Origin of the sequence: Enterobacter sp. HK169 (assembly GCF_001719105.1) — a bacterium.
Lineage (GTDB): Bacteria > Pseudomonadota > Gammaproteobacteria > Enterobacterales > Enterobacteriaceae > Enterobacter > Enterobacter asburiae_B.
Map to the genome: position 1 here is coordinate 4224980 of NZ_CP017087.1, position 18081 is coordinate 4243060.

An 18081-nucleotide genomic window follows, 5' to 3' on the forward strand; every position below is an offset into this window, starting at 1 on the left:
TATTGGGGACGATGAGAGGAAATACAAGGCCTGCCGGAAAGGCAGGCCAGGAGGATTAAGGCTGGTAAATCCCTACGCCAGAATCGTTTTCTTTACGGGTACGAGAGATCACGGATTCCGGTGACTCGGCAATACGCAGGCCCATTTCGTCCTCGGTGCGTACCAGCTTCGCGCGCAGCGAGTTGGTCAGCACTTCGACAATCTCGACGTCCACGAATTTACCGATCATATCCGGGGTGCCTTCAAAGTTCACCACGCGGTTATTTTCGGTACGACCGGAGAGTTCCATAATGCTCTTCCGGGAGGTGCCTTCCACCAGAATGCGCTGAACGGTGCCGAGCATACGGCGGCTCCACGCGTTGGCCTGCTGGTTAATACGCTCCTGCAGAATATACAGACGCTGCTTTTTCTCTTCTTCCGGCACATCGTCAACCATATCGGCCGCTGGTGTTCCTGGACGCGCAGAGAAGATGAAGCTGTAGCTGACGTCAAAATTCACTTCACCGATGAGCTTCATGGTGCGCTCGAAGTCATCAGCGGTTTCGCCAGGGAAGCCGACGATGAAGTCGGAGCTGATCTGGATATCCGGACGCGCTTCACGCAGCTTACGAATGGTGGACTTGTACTCCAGCACCGTATGCGGGCGGCCCATCAGGTTCAGCACGCGGTCAGAGCCACACTGAATCGGCAGGTGCAGGAAGCTCACCAGCTCTGGCGTATCGCGATACACGTCAATGATGTCGTCGGTAAACTCCATCGGATGGCTGGTGGTAAAGCGAATGCGGTCGATACCGTCAATCGCGGCCACCAGACGCAGCAGTTCGGCAAAGCTGCCGGTGGTGCCGTCGTAGTTTTCCCCGCGCCAGGCGTTCACGTTCTGGCCCAGCAGGTTCACTTCGCGAACGCCCTGTGCGGCAAGCTGCGCAATTTCAAACAGAATATCGTCTGCCGGACGGCTGACTTCTTCACCACGGGTGTAAGGCACCACGCAGTAAGTGCAATATTTGTTGCAGCCTTCCATGATGGAGACGAAGGCGGTCGGGCCATCGGCGCGCGGCTCCGGCAGACGGTCAAACTTTTCGATTTCCGGGAAGCTGACGTCAACGACCGGGCTACGGTTGCCGCGAACCTGATTGATCATCTCCGGCAGGCGGTGCAGGGTCTGAGGGCCAAAGACGATATCCACATACGGGGCTCTCTGGCGGATCAGCTTACCTTCCTGCGACGCGACGCAGCCACCCACCCCGATGATCAGGTCCGGATTTTTTCGTTTGAGAAGCTTCCAGCGGCCTAACACGTGAAAGACTTTTTCCTGCGCTTTTTCACGAATCGAACAGGTGTTCAGCAGCAGCACGTCCGCTTCTTTCGCATTTTCAGTCAGCTGGTATCCGTGGGTTGAATCCAGCAGATCGGCCATCTTGGATGAATCGTATTCGTTCATCTGACAGCCCCAGGTTTTTATATGGAGTTTTTTAGTCATCGACTTGCTCAGCTCAGGATTGCAAGCCGCGTATTGTAATGCTTTGGTGGGGTTGTGACCAGTATGAAGGTTATGTGTCTCAGGACCGCAAAAATCCGGTAAACTTAAGGGATTCTCCAATAAGGAAAATTGACCATGACACTCCTACACACCGAAGTTGCCGTTGTCGGCGGCGGTATGGTCGGCGGCGCGCTGGCGCTGGGGCTGGCGCAGCAGGGATTTGAGGTAACGGTAATCGAACAGGCTGCTCCGCCGGCATTCGATCCCGCGAGCAAACCGGATGTGCGCATATCCGCGATCAGCGCGGCGTCCGTCGATCTGCTGCGCGGGCTGGGCGTCTGGGAGGCGGTGCTGGCGATGCGCGCCCATCCTTACAGCCGTCTTGAAACCTGGGAGTGGGAAAATGCCCACGTCGCGTTTGATGCCGCTGAGCTGAAGCTGCCGCGCCTGGGTTATATGGTGGAAAACAATGTGCTCCAGCAGGCGCTCTGGCTGTCGCTGGAGGCGCATCCGAAGGTGACGCTGCGCGTTCCGGCGTCGATTAAGGCACTGCATCCTCACGAGAGCGGGTATTTGCTGACGCTCGACAGCGGCGATGAACTGGCCGTGAAGCTCGTCGTCGGAGCGGACGGCGCTAACTCGCAGGTCAGACAGATGGCGGGAATTGGCGTTCATGCCTGGCAGTATGAGCAGTCCTGCATGCTGATTACCGTCGAGTGCGAGCATGCGCCGGGTGAAAGCACGTGGCAGCACTTTACGCCGAATGGCCCGCATGCCTTTTTACCGCTGTTTGATAACTGGGCATCGCTGGTCTGGTACGACAAACCGGCACGCATTCGCCAGCTGCAGGGGCTTACAATGGAACAATTGCAGCGGGAAATCCGCCTGCATTTCCCGAGCCGTCTGGGCAACGTGACGCCGGTCGCTGCAGGTGCATTTCCGCTCACGCGCCGCCATGCTTTGCAGTATGCCCGTGAAGGGCTGGCGCTGGTGGGCGATGCGGCACACACCATTCATCCGCTGGCCGGGCAGGGCGTGAACCTGGGGTACCGTGATGTCGATGCGTTACTGGATGTGCTGAGCAGCGCCCGCGGGCACGCGGAAAACTGGGCCAGCCATCAGATCCTGAAGCGTTACCAGACGCGACGCATGGCGGATAACTTTATTATGCAGTCGGGGATGGATCTGTTTTATGCCGGGTTCAGCAATGACTTAGCCCCGGTGCGCATTCTGCGTAATATTGGATTGATGGCAGCGGAACGTGCCGGTGGTCTGAAGCGTCAGGCGCTGAAATACGCGCTGGGACTCTAATCTTTTTCCCCTCTCCCAGTGGGAGAGGGTCAGGGTGAGGGCATCAGGCCGCACCATTCTGAACAACAAAAACAAAAAAGCCCGCAGAGCGGGCTTTTTTGTTACTTAAGTGGCTGGGGTGCAGGGATTCGAACCCCGGAATGCTGGTATCAGAAACCAGAGCCTTACCGCTTGGCGACACCCCAATTGCGTTAAACAAACTGCTTAACGACTTTTTAAATTGGCTGGGGTACGAGGATTCGAACCTCGGAATGCCGGAATCAGAATCCGGTGCCTTACCGCTTGGCGATACCCCAACAATTTGTCTTGATTACCGAAAAATCGACAATCTTAATTTGGTGGCTACGACGGGATTCGAACCTGTGACCCCATCATTATGAGTGATGTGCTCTAACCAACTGAGCTACGTAGCCAGTACTGCAATCTTCGATGGCTGGGGTACCTGGATTCGAACCAGGGAATGCCGGTATCAAAAACCGGTGCCTTACCGCTTGGCGATACCCCAATACCGCGGAGAACCGCAAAATCGAAGAAATATGGCTGGGGTACCTGGATTCGAACCAGGGAATGCCGGTATCAAAAACCGGTGCCTTACCGCTTGGCGATACCCCATCCGTGCAACGCTTACCCGGGAATGGTGCGGGAGGCGAGACTTGAACTCGCACACCTTGCGGCGCCAGAACCTAAATCTGGTGCGTCTACCAATTTCGCCACTCCCGCAAAAAAGATGGTGGCTACGACGGGATTCGAACCTGTGACCCCATCATTATGAGTGATGTGCTCTAACCAACTGAGCTACGTAGCCATCTTTTTTCGCGTTACCTTATCGGCGTTGCGGGGCGCATTATGCGTATAGACCCTTGCAGCGTCAACACCTTTTTCAACGAAAATAGCCGGAATGTGACTGTTTGGTTAGGTTGCGAACAGCGTGGCCGAATATTCGGCAATTATTGGTTATTAATCAGATTTAGACGGTGAAATGTGAGGCAAAAAAATCAGGCCCCTGAGGGGCCCGATTGCAATCTGAGTGATTATTTGTAGGCTGACTGGTGAACGCCTACCGCGCGTCCTGACGGATCGTTCATGGATTTGAAAGATTCATCCCATTCAATCGCTTTGGCAGAAGAGCAGGCGACGGACGGGCCACCCGGTACGCACTCCGCGGCACTCGGTACCGGGAACAGCTCTTCAAAAATTTCACGATACAGATAGGCCTCTTTCGAGCCCGGCGTGTTGTACGGGAAGCGGAAGCTCGCGGTTTCCAGCTGTTGGTCAGAAACCTGTTTCGCCGCGACCTCTTTCAGGGTGTCGATCCAGCTATAACCTACGCCATCAGAGAACTGCTCTTTCTGACGCCATGCCACGCTCGCCGGCAGGTAGGATTCAAAACACTCACGCAGGATATGTTTTTCCATTTTGCCGTTGCCGCACATCTTGTCCTGCGGGTTGATGCGCATCGCCACGTCGAGGAATTTCTTATCCAGGAACGGCACGCGCGCTTCCACGCCCCAGGCCGACATCGCTTTGTTGGCACGCGCACAGTCGAACATGTGTAGCGCCTGCAGCTTACGCACGGTCTCTTCGTGCAGCTCTTTGGCGTTCGGTGCTTTGTGGAAGTACAGGTAGCCGCCAAACACTTCGTCAGAACCTTCACCGGAGAGCACCATCTTGATGCCCATCGCTTTGATCTTACGCGACATCAGGTACATCGGCGTTGAGGCGCGGATGGTGGTCACGTCATAGGTTTCAATGTGATAGATCACATCGCGGATCGCATCCAGACCTTCCTGCACGGTGAAGTGAATCTCATGGTGCACGGTGCCGAGGTGGTTCGCCACTTCCTGCGCGGCTTTCAGGTCAGGAGCCCCTTCCAGGCCAACGGCAAAAGAGTGCAGCTGTGGCCACCAGGCTTCTGAGCGCTCCTGATCTTCCACGCGACGGGCCGCGAATTTCTTGGTGATCGCGGAGATCACGGAGGAGTCCAGACCGCCGGAGAGCAGCACGCCGTAGGGCACGTCAGACATCAGGTGGCTTTTCACGGAGTCTTCAAGGGCCTGGCGCAGCTCGGCTTTGTCCGTGACGTTGTCTTTTACCGCATCATAGTCGAACCAGTCACGCTGGTAATAGGAGCGGATCTCGCCGTCTTTGCTCCACAGATAGCTGCCCGCCGGGAACTCTTTAATGGTGCGGCATACCGGCACCAGGGCTTTCATTTCAGAGGCCACGTAGAAGTTGCCGTGCTCATCGTGGCCCATATACAGCGGGATAATGCCGATATGGTCACGGCCAATCAGGTAAGCGTCTTTTTCGCTGTCGTACAGGGCGAAGGCGAACATGCCCTGCAGGTCGTCCAGGAACTCGGGCCCTTTCTCCTGATACAGCGCCAGGATCACTTCACAGTCAGAACCGGTCTGGAAAGCGTAGCGGTCGCCGTATTCGGCGCGCAGCGCCTGGTGGTTGTAGATCTCACCGTTGACAGCCAGCGCGTGCGTTTTTTTCTCGTTATACAGCGGCTGTGCACCGGCGTTGACGTCAACAATGGACAGACGTTCGTGAGCCAGAATCGCTTTATCACTGGCGTAAACGCCTGACCAGTCCGGACCGCGGTGACGCATCAGGCGGGACAGTTCGAGTGCCTTTTTACGCAGTTCGCCCGCGTCAGTTTTAATATCCAGTACGCCAAAAATTGAACACATAACCTTCTCCGTTAACCCTGTTGCTTTGTAATGTTGCTTGCTTATGAAAATGCCGCAAAGGGGCAGGGCGCGCAAGCGTTTTACGGGTGAAAACGGAAATAGTGCAATAGTGATTGCGGAATAGTGAAAAAAGAGCACGCCAGAAATTCTTTTATTGATGATTTTTCAATGAAACGTGCTTTTTGTTAGATGAGACTTTATTTTTGTAGGCCATAAATGAAAAACCACGCCCTGAGGCGTGGTTCGGTATCAGATGATGTCGATTTCATCGACGGAGGGGTAAATCCAGCTTGGCCGGAACGGCATCGAATCAATGTCATCAAGTTGAGAGACGCCGGAGAGGACCAGAATCGTCTCCAGACCCGCCTGGAATCCGGCCAGAATATCGGTGCGCAGGTTGTCGCCGACAATAACGGTTTCTTCAGAGTGGGCCTGCATCTTGTTGAGCGCGGCACGAATGATCCACGGGCTCGGTTTACCGACCACAAACGGCTGACGGCCTGAGATTTTTTCGATACCGGCGCACAGCGCGCCGCAGGCCGGATAAAAACCCCGGCCGTGCGTATCCGGGTTGGTCGCGATAAAGCGCGCGCCGCTGGCGACAAAGTATGCTGCCTTATGCATCATCTCCCAGTTAAAGGAACGCGTTTCGCCGACAATCACAAAGTCCGGGTTCACGTCAGTGATGGTAAAGCCAGCTTTATACAGCTCGTGTATCAGCGCACCTTCACCCACCACGTAGGCTTTTTTTCCTTCCTGACGCTTCAGGAAATCCGCCGTGGCCATTGCCGAGGTATAAAACACGCTGTCCGGAACGTCGACGCCCGCCGTGGCAAAGCGGTTAGCCAGATCCTGACCGGTTTGGGAAGGGTAGTTCGTGAGCAGAACCAGAGGCATTCCTTTGTCGATGATGCGGTGAAGAAACTCCGCAGCACCCGGCACGGCAACGTTGTCGTGCATCAGCACGCCGTCGATATCACAAATTACATTCTTAATGGTCATGGACAGTCCGACATCAAAAAAAGAAGGCGTTACTATAAGGTCCGATCAACTTTCCAGCAAATGCTGCAGCAGAATTCCGTTGAGCATGGCGCGTTTGACCAGCGCGAACGCGCCAATCGCCGAGCGATGGTCAAGCTTTGAACGAACCACCGGGAGGTTCTGGCGGAATGCTTTCAGCGCCTGGGTGTTAATACAGCCTTCAATGGCGGGGAGCAGCACCTTTTCCGCCTCCACAATTTCACCGGCGATCACCACTTTCTGGGGGTTAAACAGGTTAATGGCGATGGCGATGGTTTTCCCCAGATGGCGGCCTACCTGCTCAATCACTTCACAGGCCAGCGCGTCGCCTTTATTGGCGGCTTTGCAGATGGTGCCTATCTTGCAATCGTCCAGCGTGACGCGGCTTTGGTAACCCTGTTCAAGGAGATGGCGAACGCGCTGCTCGATGGCCGTGTTGGCGGCAATCGTTTCAAGGCAGCCGAAGTTGCCGCAGTGGCAGCGCTCCCCGAGGGGTTCAACCTGAATGTGGCCGATCTCGCCGACGTTACCGTTGCGACCAATAAAAATACGGCCGTTAGAGATAATACCGGCGCCCGTTCCGCGGTGAACGCGCACCAGAATAGAGTCTTCACAGTCCTGGCTCGCACCAAAGTAGTGCTCTGCCAGCGCCAGAGAGCGAATGTCGTGGCCCACAAAGCAGGTCACCTTAAAACGCTTTTCCAGCGCGTCGACCAGCCCCCAGTTTTCAACCTGAATGTGCGGCATATAGCGGATCACGCCGCTTTCCGGGTCGACCAGTCCGGGCAGAATCACGGAAATGGCAATGAGTTCACGGATCTTGCGCTGACAGCTTTCAATAAACTGCGCGATGGTATTCAGCAGCGCATGCTCCAGCGTCTCCTGGGTGCGCTCCGGAAGAGGGTAGTGCTCTTCCGCAATGGCTTTACTGCTCAGATCGTACAGCGTGAGCGTGGTGTCATGACGGCCCAGACGGACGCCAATGGCCTGAAAATTGCGGGTTTCGGTAATAATGGAGATGGCGCGGCGGCCCCCGGTGGAGGCCTGCTGATCGACTTCTTTGATCAGACCGCGCTCAATGAGCTGGCGGGTAATTTTTGTCACGCTGGCGGGAGCAAGCTGGCTTTGTTCGGCTATCTGAATTCGCGAGATTGGTCCGTGCTGGTCAATCAGGCGGTATACCGCCGCACTGTTAAGTTGTTTAACGAGATCGACATTACCGATTTGAGCTTGTCCGCCAGGTGTCATACTTTTACTTACTCAGTGACGACCTCGTTACCATTAACGATGGTCTTAATAATTTTATAATCGTGTGTGAATGCCGTCAGGTTTGCAACCATACCTGGTGCAATTTCGCCGAGCTGTTTATCCACGCCCATTGCGCGCGCCGGATAAAGGGTGGCCATACGCAGGACTTCATCAAGCGCAATCCCGCAATGTTCAACCAGGTTACGCACCCCTTCAATCATGGTTAAAGAGGAACCGCTCAGCGTACCGTTTTCATCCACACACAGTCCATTGCGGTAGTATATTGTTTTACCGGCAAAAATGAACTGCTCAATATTTGCACCTGCCGGTGCGGTGGCATCCGTCACCAGACAAAGCTTGTCACCTTTCAGCCGCTTAGCGTTGCGAATGTTGGTGTAATCGACGTGTAAGCCGTCAGCAATAATGCCGCAGTAAACGTCTGGCTCATCCAGAATCGCCCCGACCAGACCCGGTTCACGGCCTGTGATATACGGCATAGCGTTGTAAAGGTGCGTCGCGAAAGTAATGCCCGCGCGGAAACCGGCTTTCGCTTCTTTCAGCGTCGCGTTTGAGTGACCTGCTGAAACGATAATCCCGGCACCAGCCAGTTTGCTGATGACATCCGTACCCGTCATTTCAGGCGCCAGCGTCACTTTGGTGATCACATCGGCGTTCGCACACATGTAGTCAACCAGCTCCGCATCCGGTTTACGCACGTAATTCGGGTTATGCGTTCCTTTCTTGACCATATTCAGCCATGGCCCTTCAAGGTGCAGACCCAGCGCCTGGTTAGAGTGTTTGGCCAGATATTCGCGCATCACGCGGATACCCTGCTTCATGAGATCATCACTGCTGGTGATGAGCGTTGGCAGATAGCTGGTGCAGCCCGATTTCTCGTTGGCTTTCTGCATGATCTCCAGCGTTTCGACCGTCACCGCATCCGCGGTGTCATTGAATTGCACACCGCCGCAGCCGTTGAGCTGTACGTCGATGAAACCGGGGGAGATTACTGCTCCATTGAGTGAGCGCTGTTCAATCTCCGGCGGCAGTTCTGCCAGCGGGCAAACACGTTCAATCAGGCCATCAGCGATAACAATCGCATGGTCATCCAGAATTTCATGGCCGGTATAAATCCGACCGTGGGTTAAAGCGTACATAACGACCCCCGGTTAAAAAAAGCGGCCGCCTCTTGATGAAGAGGCGGTTATTCAATTACAGACCTTTGATGTTCTCAGCTTCTAACTCGTTGAAGTATTTCAGCGTTTTAACCTTCAGCTCCATCGTGGACGGTTCGTCGCAGACGATGACGGATTTAGGATGCAGCTGCAGGCAGCTGATGGTCCACATATGGTTAACGTTGCCTTCAACGGCAGCCTGGAGCGCTTGCGCTTTCACGCCGCCCAGCACCAAAATCATCACTTCTTCGGCATCCAGCAGGGTGCCTACGCCTACGGTCAGGGCGTATTTTGGAACCTGGTTAACATCGCCGTCAAAGAAGCGGGAGTTTGCCACGCGCGTGTCATGGGTCAGCGTTTTAATACGGGTGCGGGAAGCCAGAGATGACGCCGGTTCGTTAAACGCGATATGACCATCATTACCTACACCACCCATGAACAGGTGGATCTTACCGTAAGAACGGATTTTTTCTTCATACTGACGGCATTCTGCGTCAATATCAGGCGCGTTTCCATTCAGCAGGTTAATATTTTCAGATGGAATATCAACGTGATCAAAGAAATTACGGTGCATAAAGCTATGGTAGCTTTCCGGGTGGTCTTTCGGTAAGCCAACGTATTCATCCATATTGAAGGTCACAACATGTTTGAAGCTAACCTGGCCTGCTTTATGCATCTCAACCAGCGCCTTATAGGCGGTCAGCGGTGTGCCGCCTGTCGGAAGTCCAAGAACGAAAGGACGATCGGCGGTCGGTTTAAAGGCGTTAATACGGTTAACGATATGGCGAGCGGCCCATTTACCGACTTGTTCAGCAGTTGCCAGGGGAATCAGTCTCATTGTTCACCTCAAGAGTTTAAGTAGAAGAGTGGGCGGATGGCTATCGGGACCTGATACTTAAGCGTAACCTGGAAACTTTCAGGCCGGATCAATCCGTCTTGATTTTTTGAATGATAAAATAAGTTTTCGCTGTTAGCCAGTATAAGGGAGGGTGAATAACGATATTTGGTGACAAAAATCACAAAAAGTACGCGTTTAATTTGCGATACGAATTAATTTTTCACACACTCACAATGCCAGTGAAGCATCAACTGTATCTATAGTTCGTGACACAATAAAAAACAGAGCTGAGAACATGCCTTAAACGGGGTCTCATAGGGGGAAGAAAGTGAGTATTCTAGGTTATTTACAAAAGGTTGGCCGCGCGCTTATGGTGCCGGTCGCCACGCTGCCTGCCGCAGCCATCCTGATGGGTGTCGGCTACTGGATCGACCCCAACGGCTGGGGTAATACCAGCGCGCTGGCGGCGTTCTTTATCAAGTCAGGTTCCGCCATTATCGACAACATGTCCGTGTTGTTCGCGATTGGTGTGGCTTACGGTATGTCCAAAGACAAAGACGGTGCCGCTGCGCTGACCGGTTTTGTCGGTTTCCTCGTGTTAACCACCCTCTGCTCGCCTGCAGCGGTGGCCATGATCCAAAAAATTCCGGCGGACCAGGTTCCGGCGGCGTTCGGTAAGATCAGCAACCAGTTTGTCGGTATCCTTGTGGGTATTATTTCCGCCGAACTGTATAACCGCTTCAGCAGCGTAGAGCTGCCAAAAGCGCTCTCCTTCTTTAGCGGTCGCCGCCTGGTTCCTATCCTGACCTCGTTTGTGATGATCGTTGTCGCGTTCATCATGATGTACGTCTGGCCGATGATTTTCGACGGTCTGGTGAACTTCGGTGAGCACATCCAGAAACTGGGTTCTGTCGGTGCGGGCGTGTACGCGTTCTTCAACCGTCTGCTGATCCCGGTCGGTCTGCACCACGCGCTGAACTCCGTATTCTGGTTCGACGTTGCCGGTATTAACGATATCCCTAACTTCCTGGGTGGCGCACAGTCCATCGAAGCAGGTAAAGCGGTTGTCGGTATCACCGGTCGTTACCAGGCGGGCTTCTTCCCGATCATGATGTTTGGTCTGCCGGGTGCTGCGCTGGCTATCTACCACTGCGCGCGTCCAGAGAACAAAGCGAAAGTGCTGGGTATCATGATGGCGGGGGCGTTCGCGGCCTTCTTCACCGGTATCACCGAGCCGCTGGAGTTCTCCTTCATGTTCGTGGCGCCGGTTCTGTATGTGATCCACGCCGTGCTGACCGGTATCTCCGTGTTCATCGCTGCCAGCATGCACTGGATTGCCGGTTTCGGCTTCAGCGCCGGTCTGGTGGATATGGTGCTGTCGTCCCGTAACCCGCTGGCGACCCACTGGTGGATGCTGATCCCGCAAGGTCTGGTGTTCTTCGCGATCTACTACATGGTGTTCCGTTTCACTATCACCAAATTCAACCTGATGACCCCGGGTCGTGAACTAGCCGTGGCCGGTAGCGAAGCGGATGGTCAGGATGTGAACGTGAGCGGTGCTCAGGATCAGGACGTTTCAGGCCTGGCGCGTCAGTACATCGCCGCTGTCGGCGGTTCTGACAACCTGACCGGTATCGACGCCTGTATTACTCGTCTGCGTCTGAACGTCAAAGACTCTTCCCTGGTGAACGAAGCGCTGGCTAAACGTCTGGGTGCTTCCGGCGTTATCCGCCTGAACAAAACCAGCGTGCAGATTATCGTTGGCTTCGTGGCAGAGAAAATTGCTAACGCCATGAAAACCACTGGTCCGGTAGCCGCAGCAGACGCTTCTGCCGCACCTGCCGCCGCGCCAGCGGCCGCAAAACCGCAGGCGGTACCGAACGCCAAAACGGTAGCCGCGCTGGTTTCGCCGGTAACCGGTGAAGTCGTTGCGATTGAGCAGGTGCCTGACGAAGCCTTCGCCAGCAAAGCGGTTGGTGACGGTGTGGCGGTGAAACCAACGGACAAAACCGTTGTGTCTCCGGCGGCCGGTACCATTGTGAAAATCTTCAACACCAACCACGCGTTCTGCCTCGAAACCGAAAATGGCGCGGAGATCGTTGTCCACATGGGTATCGATACCGTTGCGCTGAACGGTCAGGGCTTTACTCGCCTGGTGGAAGAGGGCGCTGAAGTGGTGGCCGGGCAGCCGATTCTGGAAATGGATCTGGACTTCCTGAACGCCAACGCGCGCTCCATGATAAGCCCGGTCGTTTGCAGCAACATCGATGACTTCAGTGGCCTGGTCATTCAGGCGAAAGGTCAGGTTGTTGCGGGTCAAACACCGCTGTATGAGATTAAAGGCAAGTAATCGCTCCTGAGTAGAGTCATGCCTTAAGCGGCGGGGGATATCCTCCGCCGCTTTTTTTTGCAGCAAACGCCCCCATTATTTTCTTCAGAGACGTTTTAAGGGTTGTCACTACGTCCGGCTTATAAGATCATATGCCGTTATACGTTGTTTACGCTTTGAGGAATCCACGATGAGTGAGGCAGAAGCCCGCCCGAGTAACTTTATTCGTCAGATCATCGATGAAGATCTGGCCAGTGGTAAGCACACCACAGTTCATACCCGTTTCCCGCCGGAGCCGAACGGCTACCTGCATATCGGGCATGCGAAGTCCATCTGCCTGAACTTTGGCATTGCACAAGACTACCAGGGACAGTGCAACCTGCGTTTCGATGACACCAATCCAGTAAAAGAAGACATCGAATACGTTGAGTCCATCAAGAATGACGTGCAATGGCTGGGCTTCAACTGGTCTGGCGATATCTGCTACTCCTCTGACTATTTTGATCAGCTGTACGCCTACGCGGTTGAACTGATCAACAAGGGTCTGGCGTATGTTGACGAACTGTCTGCTGATGAAATCCGTGAATATCGCGGTACGCTGACCGCCCCGGGCAAAAACAGCCCGTTCCGCGATCGCAGCGTGGAAGAGAACCTTGCGCTGTTTGAAAAAATGCGTGCCGGTGGCTTCGAAGAAGGCAAAGCGTGCCTGCGTGCCAAAATCGACATGGCGTCTCCGTTCATCGTGATGCGCGATCCGGTGCTGTACCGCATCAAGTTCGCGGAACACCATCAGACCGGCAACAAGTGGTGCATCTACCCGATGTACGACTTTACTCACTGCATCAGCGATGCGCTGGAAGGCATTACGCACTCCCTGTGTACGCTGGAGTTTCAGGACAACCGTCGTCTGTACGACTGGGTTCTGGACAACATCACCATTCCTGTACATCCGCGCCAGTACGAGTTCTCTCGTCTGAATCTGGAATACACCGTGATGTCCAAGCGTAAGCTGAACCTGCTGGTGACCGACAAGCACGTTGAAGGCTGGGATGACCCACGTATGCCAACCATCTCTGGTCTGCGCCGTCGTGGTTACACTGCCGCCTCTATTCGTGAGTTCTGCAAACGCATCGGCGTGACCAAGCAGGACAACACCATAGAGATGGCCTCCCTTGAATCCTGCATTCGCGAAGATCTCAACGAAAACGCCCCGCGCGCGATGGCCGTTATCGACCCGGTGAAGCTGGTTATCGAAAACTATCCGCAGGGTGAAAGCGAGCTGGTCTCCATGCCTAACCATCCGAACAAACCGGAAATGGGTAGCCGTGACGTGCCGTTCAGCGGTGACATCTGGATTGACCGCGCTGACTTCCGCGAAGAAGCCAACAAGCAGTACAAGCGTCTGGTGCTGGGTAAAGAAGTGCGTCTGCGTAATGCCTACGTCATCAAAGCCGAGCGCGTAGAGAAAGATGCTGAAGGGAATATCACCACCATCTTCTGTTCTTATGACGCTGAAACGCTGAGCAAAGATCCGGCGGATGGCCGCAAGGTGAAAGGCGTGATTCACTGGGTGAGCGCTTCCCACGCGCTGCCGGTAGAAATCCGTCTGTACGATCGTCTGTTCAGCGTGCCTAACCCAGGTGCAGCGGAAGATTTCCTGGCGACCATCAACCCGGAATCTCTGGTAATCAAGCAGGGTTATGCGGAGCCTTCTCTGAAAGCCGCTGAAGCGGGCAAAGCGTTCCAGTTCGAACGTGAAGGTTACTTCTGCCTGGACAGCCGTTACAGCACGGCGGAAAAACCGGTATTTAACCGTACCGTAGGCCTGCGTGATACCTGGACGAAGATCGGCGAATAATATTGCTGCTCTGGTCAATGAGAGACAAACGCCGCACTATGCGGCGTTTTTTTATTTAACGATCAGGGGATTAAGACAGGGCCTAAAAAGGCGTGATAAAAATATCAGGTCAATGAGGTGCTACTTATTTTTCAAAAAAAAGTTTGTATTATTGCGGAAATTAAAAAGGTTATAAAAAAGGAAAGAATTCTCACGTCTAGCCACTGAAATACCTGATAATCCCCCGCCATTCCTCGCCTCCTCACAAATGTTACAAAGCGCTACCAATTATGTGCACTTCGTCATAGTCCTGACTTTTGTCCGCTAAAAAGCATTGATAATTCGCGTCGCGAAAAATAACCTAAAGACGGTAGTTAATTCGAGGGTATTTAAAACTACCCCTGACCATTTGGTCTTTTTTATTTACGCCGCTTCAGGCGTTTTAATTCGTCAAAGAGGAATAATCTATGCGTACGTTCAGTGGCAAACGTAGTGCGCTGGCGCTGGCTATTGCCGGTGTGACAGCAATGTCGGGTCTGGTGGTGACACCAGAGGCGAAAGCGGCGGGCTTCATCGATGATTCTACCCTCACGGGCGGTATTTATTACTGGCAGCGTGAACGTGACCGTAAAGACGTCACCGAAGACAAATACAAAACCAACCTTTCTCACTCCACCTGGAACGCCAACCTGGACTTCCAGTCAGGCTATGCCGCGGATATGTTCGGTCTGGATATTGCTGCGTTTACCGCGATTGAAATGGCGGAAAACGGCGACAGCGCCCACCCGAACGAAATTGCCTTCTCCTCCAGCAACAAAGCCTATAAAGAAGACTGGTCCGGGGATAAGAGCGGCATTAGCCTTTACAAAGCCGCTGCAAAATTTAAATACGGTCCGGTCTGGGCGCGCGGTGGTTATATTCAGCCAACTGGCCAGACTCTGTTAGCACCGCACTGGAGCTTTATGCCGGGTACCTATCAGGGTGCCGAAGCCGGGGCGAACTTTGACTACGGTGATGCGGGTGCGTTGAGCTTCTCCTATATGTGGACCAACGAGTACAAAGCACCGTGGCACATCGAAATGGACAAGTTCTACCAGAACGATAAAAAAACCAAAGTCGATTACCTGCACTCGCTGGGCGCGAAGTACGACTTCAAAAACGATCTGGTGCTGGAAGCGGCATTTGGTCAGGCACAGGGCTATGTCGATCAGTACTTTGCTAAGGCCAGCTATAAATTCGATGTCGCGGGTAGCCCGCTGAGCACCAGCTACCAGTTCTACGGTACGCGCGACAAAGTCAGCAACGGTGGCGTCAACGACATTTATGACGGCACCGCGTGGCTACAGGCGTTAACCTTCGGCTACAAGGTCGGTCAGGTTGATTTGCGTCTGGAAGGCACATGGGTGAAGGCGGAAGGGCAGCAGGGCTACTTCCTGCAGCGTATGACCCCGACCTACGCCTCCTCCAACGGTCGTCTTGATATCTGGTGGGATAACCGCTCAGACTTCAACGCCGACGGCGAGAAAGCGGTCTTCTTCGGCGCAATGTATGACCTGAAAAACTGGAACCTGCCTGGCTGGGCGGTGGGCGCTTCTTACGCTTACGCCTGGGACGCAAAACCTGCCGATATGGCCACGCCGGACGCATACTACGATCCCAACTATCGCCTGAAAGAGTCTTCCTACAGCCTCGATGCTATCTATACCCTGCAGGATGGCCGTGCGAAAGGCACGATGTTCAAACTGCACTTCACCCAGTATGACAACCACTCCGATATCCCGAGCTATGCGGGCGGTTACGGCAACATCTTCCAGGATGAGCGTGACGTGAAATTCATGGTTATTGCCCCATTCACCATCTTCTGATAAACGCACCGGCGGGCTGAGTCCCGCCGGTATGGAGAATGCACATGATGAAAAAAATCGTAATCGTCGCGTTGCTGGCTTCAGGGCTGGCGGCGTGTGCTCAGAATCAGGCGCCGAAAGAGGACTCCCGTCTGAAGGAAGCGTATAGCGCCTGCATAAATACTGCGGAAGGATCGCCGGAGAAAATTCAGGCCTGTCAGAGCGTGCTGAACGTGCTGAAGAAAGAGAAAGCGCATGAGCAGTTCGCGACGCAGGAAAACGTCCGCGTGATGGATTATCAGGCCTGCATTCAGGCGCGTAAAACCGGTAACGATCAGGAAGTGGAGAAGCGTTGCGATAAGATCTGGAACGAGATACGCAACAACAATAAATAAGTTGCTTTACGCCCGGTGGCGCTGCGCTTACCGGGCCTACAAAGGTGTCATAGCCCGTAGGTCCGGTAAGCGCAGCGCCACCGGGCTTTTTCCAGGCAAAAAAAAAGCCAACCTTGCGGCTGGCTCAGAGTATGAATCTTATTATTTCGCGTCGTGCGCGTGATCGTCTTCGCGGCAATCGCCTTCAGCGCAGTGACCGTAAAGGTACAGGCTGTGGTTCGTCAGGCGGATGCCATGACGCGCCGCGATTTCACGCTGGCGCGCTTCGATGGAATCATCGCTGAATTCAATGACCTTGCCGCAATCGAGGCAGATCAGGTGATCGTGGTGCTGCTGCTGGGTCAGTTCGAAAACAGATTTACCGCCTTCGAAATTATGACGGGTAACAATGCCCGCGTCATCAAACTGGTTCAGCACGCGATAGACGGTAGCCAGCCCAATCTCTTCACCCATGTCGATAAGACGTTTATAAAGGTCTTCCGCACTGACATGGTGATTGTCTGGACCCTGAAGCACTTCAAGGATTTTTAACCGAGGAAGCGTAACTTTCAGGCCAGCCTTCTTTAATGCGGTATTGTTGTCAGTCATGCGGAATCTGTCCTGTTGCTAAACGATTCACTTCTGTAGGAAGTGACAGAAAATGCACCCGGGATAATGCGTCTCATTATAGAACTGCCATGGCTAAATGAAAACTGCAAGTCTCAGGCAAAATATGCTTATAAAAACGTGGTATCACCAACAAACTTGCTCAATGGAAAACCACGTTTTATCAGGGAGACATTGTACAGGTCTGGGCGAAAAAGTTAAAAGATTGTAGCGATTAATTTAATCGGTTTGACCTGGAGCATGGGCGCAACCGCAGTTGCGCCGCGATAAAATCAGGCGTTCAGAATATCATCCAGGTGCAGTTCTTCACGGATCTGCTTCACCCACTTCTCAACGCGCTCTGCGGTCAGTTCTGGCTGACGGTCTTCGTCGATGGCCAGGCCTACGAAATGATCGTCATCGGCCAGGCCTTTAGACGCTTCGAAGTGGTAACCGGCGGTCGGCCAGTGGCCTACGATAACCGCGCCGTTCGGCTCAATGATATCGCGGATGGTGCCCAGCGCGTCACAGAAGTATTCGGCGTAGTCTTCCTGATCGCCACAGCCAAACAGGGCGACCAGCTTACCGTTGAAGTCCACTTCTTCCAGCGTCGGGAAGAAATCATCCCAGTCGCACTGGGCTTCACCGTAGTACCAGGTTGGGATACCCAGCAGCAGAATGTCATAGCCTTCCAGATCTTCTTTGCTGCTCTTGGCGATGTCATGCACATCAGCAACGTCTTTACCGAGCTGTTTTTGAATGTTTTTTGCGATATTTTCGGTATTGCCGGTATCACTGCCAAAGAAAATGCCGATGATTGCCATGAGTAAAATAACCTCTTGAAACTTAATAGTATGGTGGCGCAATTCGGCCACGGATAAGGGCAATAATAGCAGAACTGGCAACCCTGCGGAAACAGCTATCGCGCAGGACTGCACTCTGTGCTACATGAAAAGGGTGAGAAAGGGGATTTTCAGACTTATGCCTGGCTGCGTAACGTCTCAAGCTGGACGAGCAACATCTCTTCAATGAGCTCGCTGCGGCTGATATTTCGGGCGTCAGCCAGCTCGTTCAGCGCGTCGACGGCGTCGGCGTTAAGCTTCAGTTCGACACGCTTAAGCCCACGATTTTTATCGCGTTTAAGCTGGTTGCGTTTATTGATACGCAGCTGTTCATCGCGCGAAAGCGGATTCGTCTTGGGTCGTCCCGGGCGACGCTCATTCGCGAACAGATCTAGTGTCGTACGGTCCGTTTGTTCTTTGGCCATGATTCTGAGACTTCGGGGGAAACACGCCGCCCTGCTAATGCCCGGGCGATAAGCGC

At 53.8% G+C, this 18081-nt stretch carries 14 protein-coding genes and 7 tRNA genes; 5 read left to right on the forward strand and 16 right to left on the reverse strand.

Features of this window, described 5'->3' with window-relative positions; all coding sequences use genetic code 11:
- Positions 1-55: 55 nt before the first annotated feature.
- Positions 56-1480, reverse strand: a complete 1425-nt coding sequence (gene miaB, locus EnteroDNA1_RS20040; protein WP_033144935.1) for a tRNA (N6-isopentenyl adenosine(37)-C2)-methylthiotransferase MiaB — start codon at positions 1478-1480, stop codon at positions 56-58.
- 135 nt (positions 1481-1615) lie between these two features.
- On the opposite strand from miaB, the gene ubiF reads away from it, so the two are divergent.
- Positions 1616-2791, forward strand: coding sequence for a 3-demethoxyubiquinol 3-hydroxylase (gene ubiF, locus EnteroDNA1_RS20045; RefSeq protein ID WP_069303820.1), 1176 nt, complete (start codon positions 1616-1618; stop codon positions 2789-2791).
- Positions 2792-2901: 110 nt separating this feature from the next.
- On the opposite strand, the gene EnteroDNA1_RS20050 is transcribed toward ubiF, so the two are convergent.
- From EnteroDNA1_RS20050 to nagB, 12 genes are all read right to left on the reverse strand, one after another.
- Positions 2902-2976, reverse strand: a tRNA-Gln gene (locus tag EnteroDNA1_RS20050).
- Between the two features lie 36 nt (positions 2977-3012).
- A tRNA-Gln gene (locus EnteroDNA1_RS20055) sits at positions 3013-3087 on the reverse strand.
- Between the two features lie 40 nt (positions 3088-3127).
- Positions 3128-3204 (reverse strand) — tRNA-Met (locus EnteroDNA1_RS20060).
- Positions 3205-3221: 17 nt separating this feature from the next.
- Positions 3222-3296 (reverse strand) — tRNA-Gln (locus tag EnteroDNA1_RS20065).
- Between the two features lie 32 nt (positions 3297-3328).
- A tRNA-Gln gene (locus EnteroDNA1_RS20070) sits at positions 3329-3403 on the reverse strand.
- 23 nt (positions 3404-3426) lie between these two features.
- Positions 3427-3511: transfer RNA gene (locus tag EnteroDNA1_RS20075), tRNA-Leu, on the reverse strand.
- A gap of 8 nt (positions 3512-3519) precedes the next feature.
- A tRNA-Met gene (locus EnteroDNA1_RS20080) sits at positions 3520-3596 on the reverse strand.
- Between the two features lie 226 nt (positions 3597-3822).
- Positions 3823-5487, reverse strand: coding sequence for an asparagine synthase B (gene asnB / locus EnteroDNA1_RS20085; protein WP_023310762.1), 1665 nt, complete (start codon positions 5485-5487; stop codon positions 3823-3825).
- A 249-nt stretch (positions 5488-5736) separates the two neighbouring features.
- Positions 5737-6489 carry a ribonucleotide monophosphatase NagD gene (gene nagD / locus EnteroDNA1_RS20090; RefSeq protein ID WP_023310763.1) on the reverse strand — a complete coding sequence of 251 codons (753 nt, stop codon included), beginning with the start codon at positions 6487-6489 and terminating at the stop codon, positions 5737-5739.
- Positions 6490-6534: 45 nt separating this feature from the next.
- Complete coding sequence (gene nagC, locus EnteroDNA1_RS20095; protein WP_021242995.1) at positions 6535-7755, reverse strand: DNA-binding transcriptional regulator NagC; 1221 nt, start codon at positions 7753-7755, stop codon at positions 6535-6537.
- 8 nt (positions 7756-7763) lie between these two features.
- Positions 7764-8912, reverse strand: a complete 1149-nt coding sequence (gene nagA / locus EnteroDNA1_RS20100) for an N-acetylglucosamine-6-phosphate deacetylase (protein ID WP_064673647.1) — start codon at positions 8910-8912, stop codon at positions 7764-7766.
- Positions 8913-8967: 55 nt separating this feature from the next.
- Positions 8968-9768, reverse strand: coding sequence for a glucosamine-6-phosphate deaminase (nagB, locus tag EnteroDNA1_RS20105; RefSeq protein ID WP_023310765.1), 801 nt, complete (start codon positions 9766-9768; stop codon positions 8968-8970).
- Positions 9769-10096: 328 nt separating this feature from the next.
- Between nagB and nagE the strand changes: the two genes are divergently transcribed.
- The 4 genes from nagE to chiQ all read left to right on the forward strand — a co-directional run bounded on the left by nagE (position 10097) and on the right by chiQ (position 16173).
- Positions 10097-12118 (forward strand): N-acetylglucosamine-specific PTS transporter subunit IIBC, encoded by a 2022-nt coding sequence (nagE, locus tag EnteroDNA1_RS20110; protein WP_071891616.1) that lies wholly within the window; start codon positions 10097-10099, stop codon positions 12116-12118.
- Positions 12119-12287: 169 nt separating this feature from the next.
- Complete coding sequence (gene glnS / locus EnteroDNA1_RS20115) at positions 12288-13955, forward strand: glutamine--tRNA ligase (RefSeq protein WP_029740147.1); 1668 nt, start codon at positions 12288-12290, stop codon at positions 13953-13955.
- Between the two features lie 446 nt (positions 13956-14401).
- Entirely contained in the window at positions 14402-15799 is a 1398-nt protein-coding gene (gene chiP / locus EnteroDNA1_RS20120; protein WP_023310769.1) for a chitoporin ChiP, read from the forward strand.
- Positions 15800-15846: 47 nt separating this feature from the next.
- On the forward strand, positions 15847-16173 hold the full coding sequence (gene chiQ / locus EnteroDNA1_RS20125) for a ChiQ/YbfN family lipoprotein (protein ID WP_069303950.1): 327 nt from the start codon (positions 15847-15849) through the stop codon (positions 16171-16173).
- Positions 16174-16314: 141 nt separating this feature from the next.
- Here the strand turns inward: chiQ and fur are convergent, their stop codons facing one another.
- The 3 genes from fur to ybfE all read right to left on the reverse strand — a co-directional run bounded on the left by fur (position 16315) and on the right by ybfE (position 18025).
- A complete protein-coding gene (gene fur / locus EnteroDNA1_RS20130; protein ID WP_014169146.1) occupies positions 16315-16761 on the reverse strand; it encodes a ferric iron uptake transcriptional regulator in 447 nt (148 codons plus the stop codon).
- Between the two features lie 290 nt (positions 16762-17051).
- Positions 17052-17582, reverse strand: coding sequence for a flavodoxin FldA (gene fldA, locus EnteroDNA1_RS20135; RefSeq protein ID WP_008501067.1), 531 nt, complete (start codon positions 17580-17582; stop codon positions 17052-17054).
- A 155-nt stretch (positions 17583-17737) separates the two neighbouring features.
- Positions 17738-18025, reverse strand: coding sequence for a LexA regulated protein (gene ybfE, locus EnteroDNA1_RS20140; RefSeq protein ID WP_028019455.1), 288 nt, complete (start codon positions 18023-18025; stop codon positions 17738-17740).
- Positions 18026-18081: the final 56 nt, after the last annotated feature.

Bases quoted from the DNA above. Each gene is read 5' to 3' on its own strand.
- fldA (WP_008501067.1), bottom strand. From the start codon at position 17,582: ATGGCAATCATCGGCATTTTCTTTGGCAGTGATACCGGCAATACCGAA.
- asnB (WP_023310762.1), bottom strand. From the start codon at position 5,487: ATGTGTTCAATTTTTGGCGTACTGGATATTAAAACTGACGCGGGCGAA.
- fur (WP_014169146.1), bottom strand. From the start codon at position 16,761: ATGACTGACAACAATACCGCATTAAAGAAGGCTGGCCTGAAAGTTACG.
- chiP (WP_023310769.1), top strand. From the start codon at position 14,402: ATGCGTACGTTCAGTGGCAAACGTAGTGCGCTGGCGCTGGCTATTGCC.
- ybfE (WP_028019455.1), bottom strand. From the start codon at position 18,025: ATGGCCAAAGAACAAACGGACCGTACGACACTAGATCTGTTCGCGAAT.
- ubiF (WP_069303820.1), top strand. From the start codon at position 1,616: ATGACACTCCTACACACCGAAGTTGCCGTTGTCGGCGGCGGTATGGTC.
- chiQ (WP_069303950.1), top strand. From the start codon at position 15,847: ATGAAAAAAATCGTAATCGTCGCGTTGCTGGCTTCAGGGCTGGCGGCG.
- nagD (WP_023310763.1), bottom strand. From the start codon at position 6,489: ATGACCATTAAGAATGTAATTTGTGATATCGACGGCGTGCTGATGCAC.
- nagC (WP_021242995.1), bottom strand. From the start codon at position 7,755: ATGACACCTGGCGGACAAGCTCAAATCGGTAATGTCGATCTCGTTAAA.
- glnS (WP_029740147.1), top strand. From the start codon at position 12,288: ATGAGTGAGGCAGAAGCCCGCCCGAGTAACTTTATTCGTCAGATCATC.
- miaB (WP_033144935.1), bottom strand. From the start codon at position 1,480: ATGACTAAAAAACTCCATATAAAAACCTGGGGCTGTCAGATGAACGAA.
- nagA (WP_064673647.1), bottom strand. From the start codon at position 8,912: ATGTACGCTTTAACCCACGGTCGGATTTATACCGGCCATGAAATTCTG.
- nagB (WP_023310765.1), bottom strand. From the start codon at position 9,768: ATGAGACTGATTCCCCTGGCAACTGCTGAACAAGTCGGTAAATGGGCC.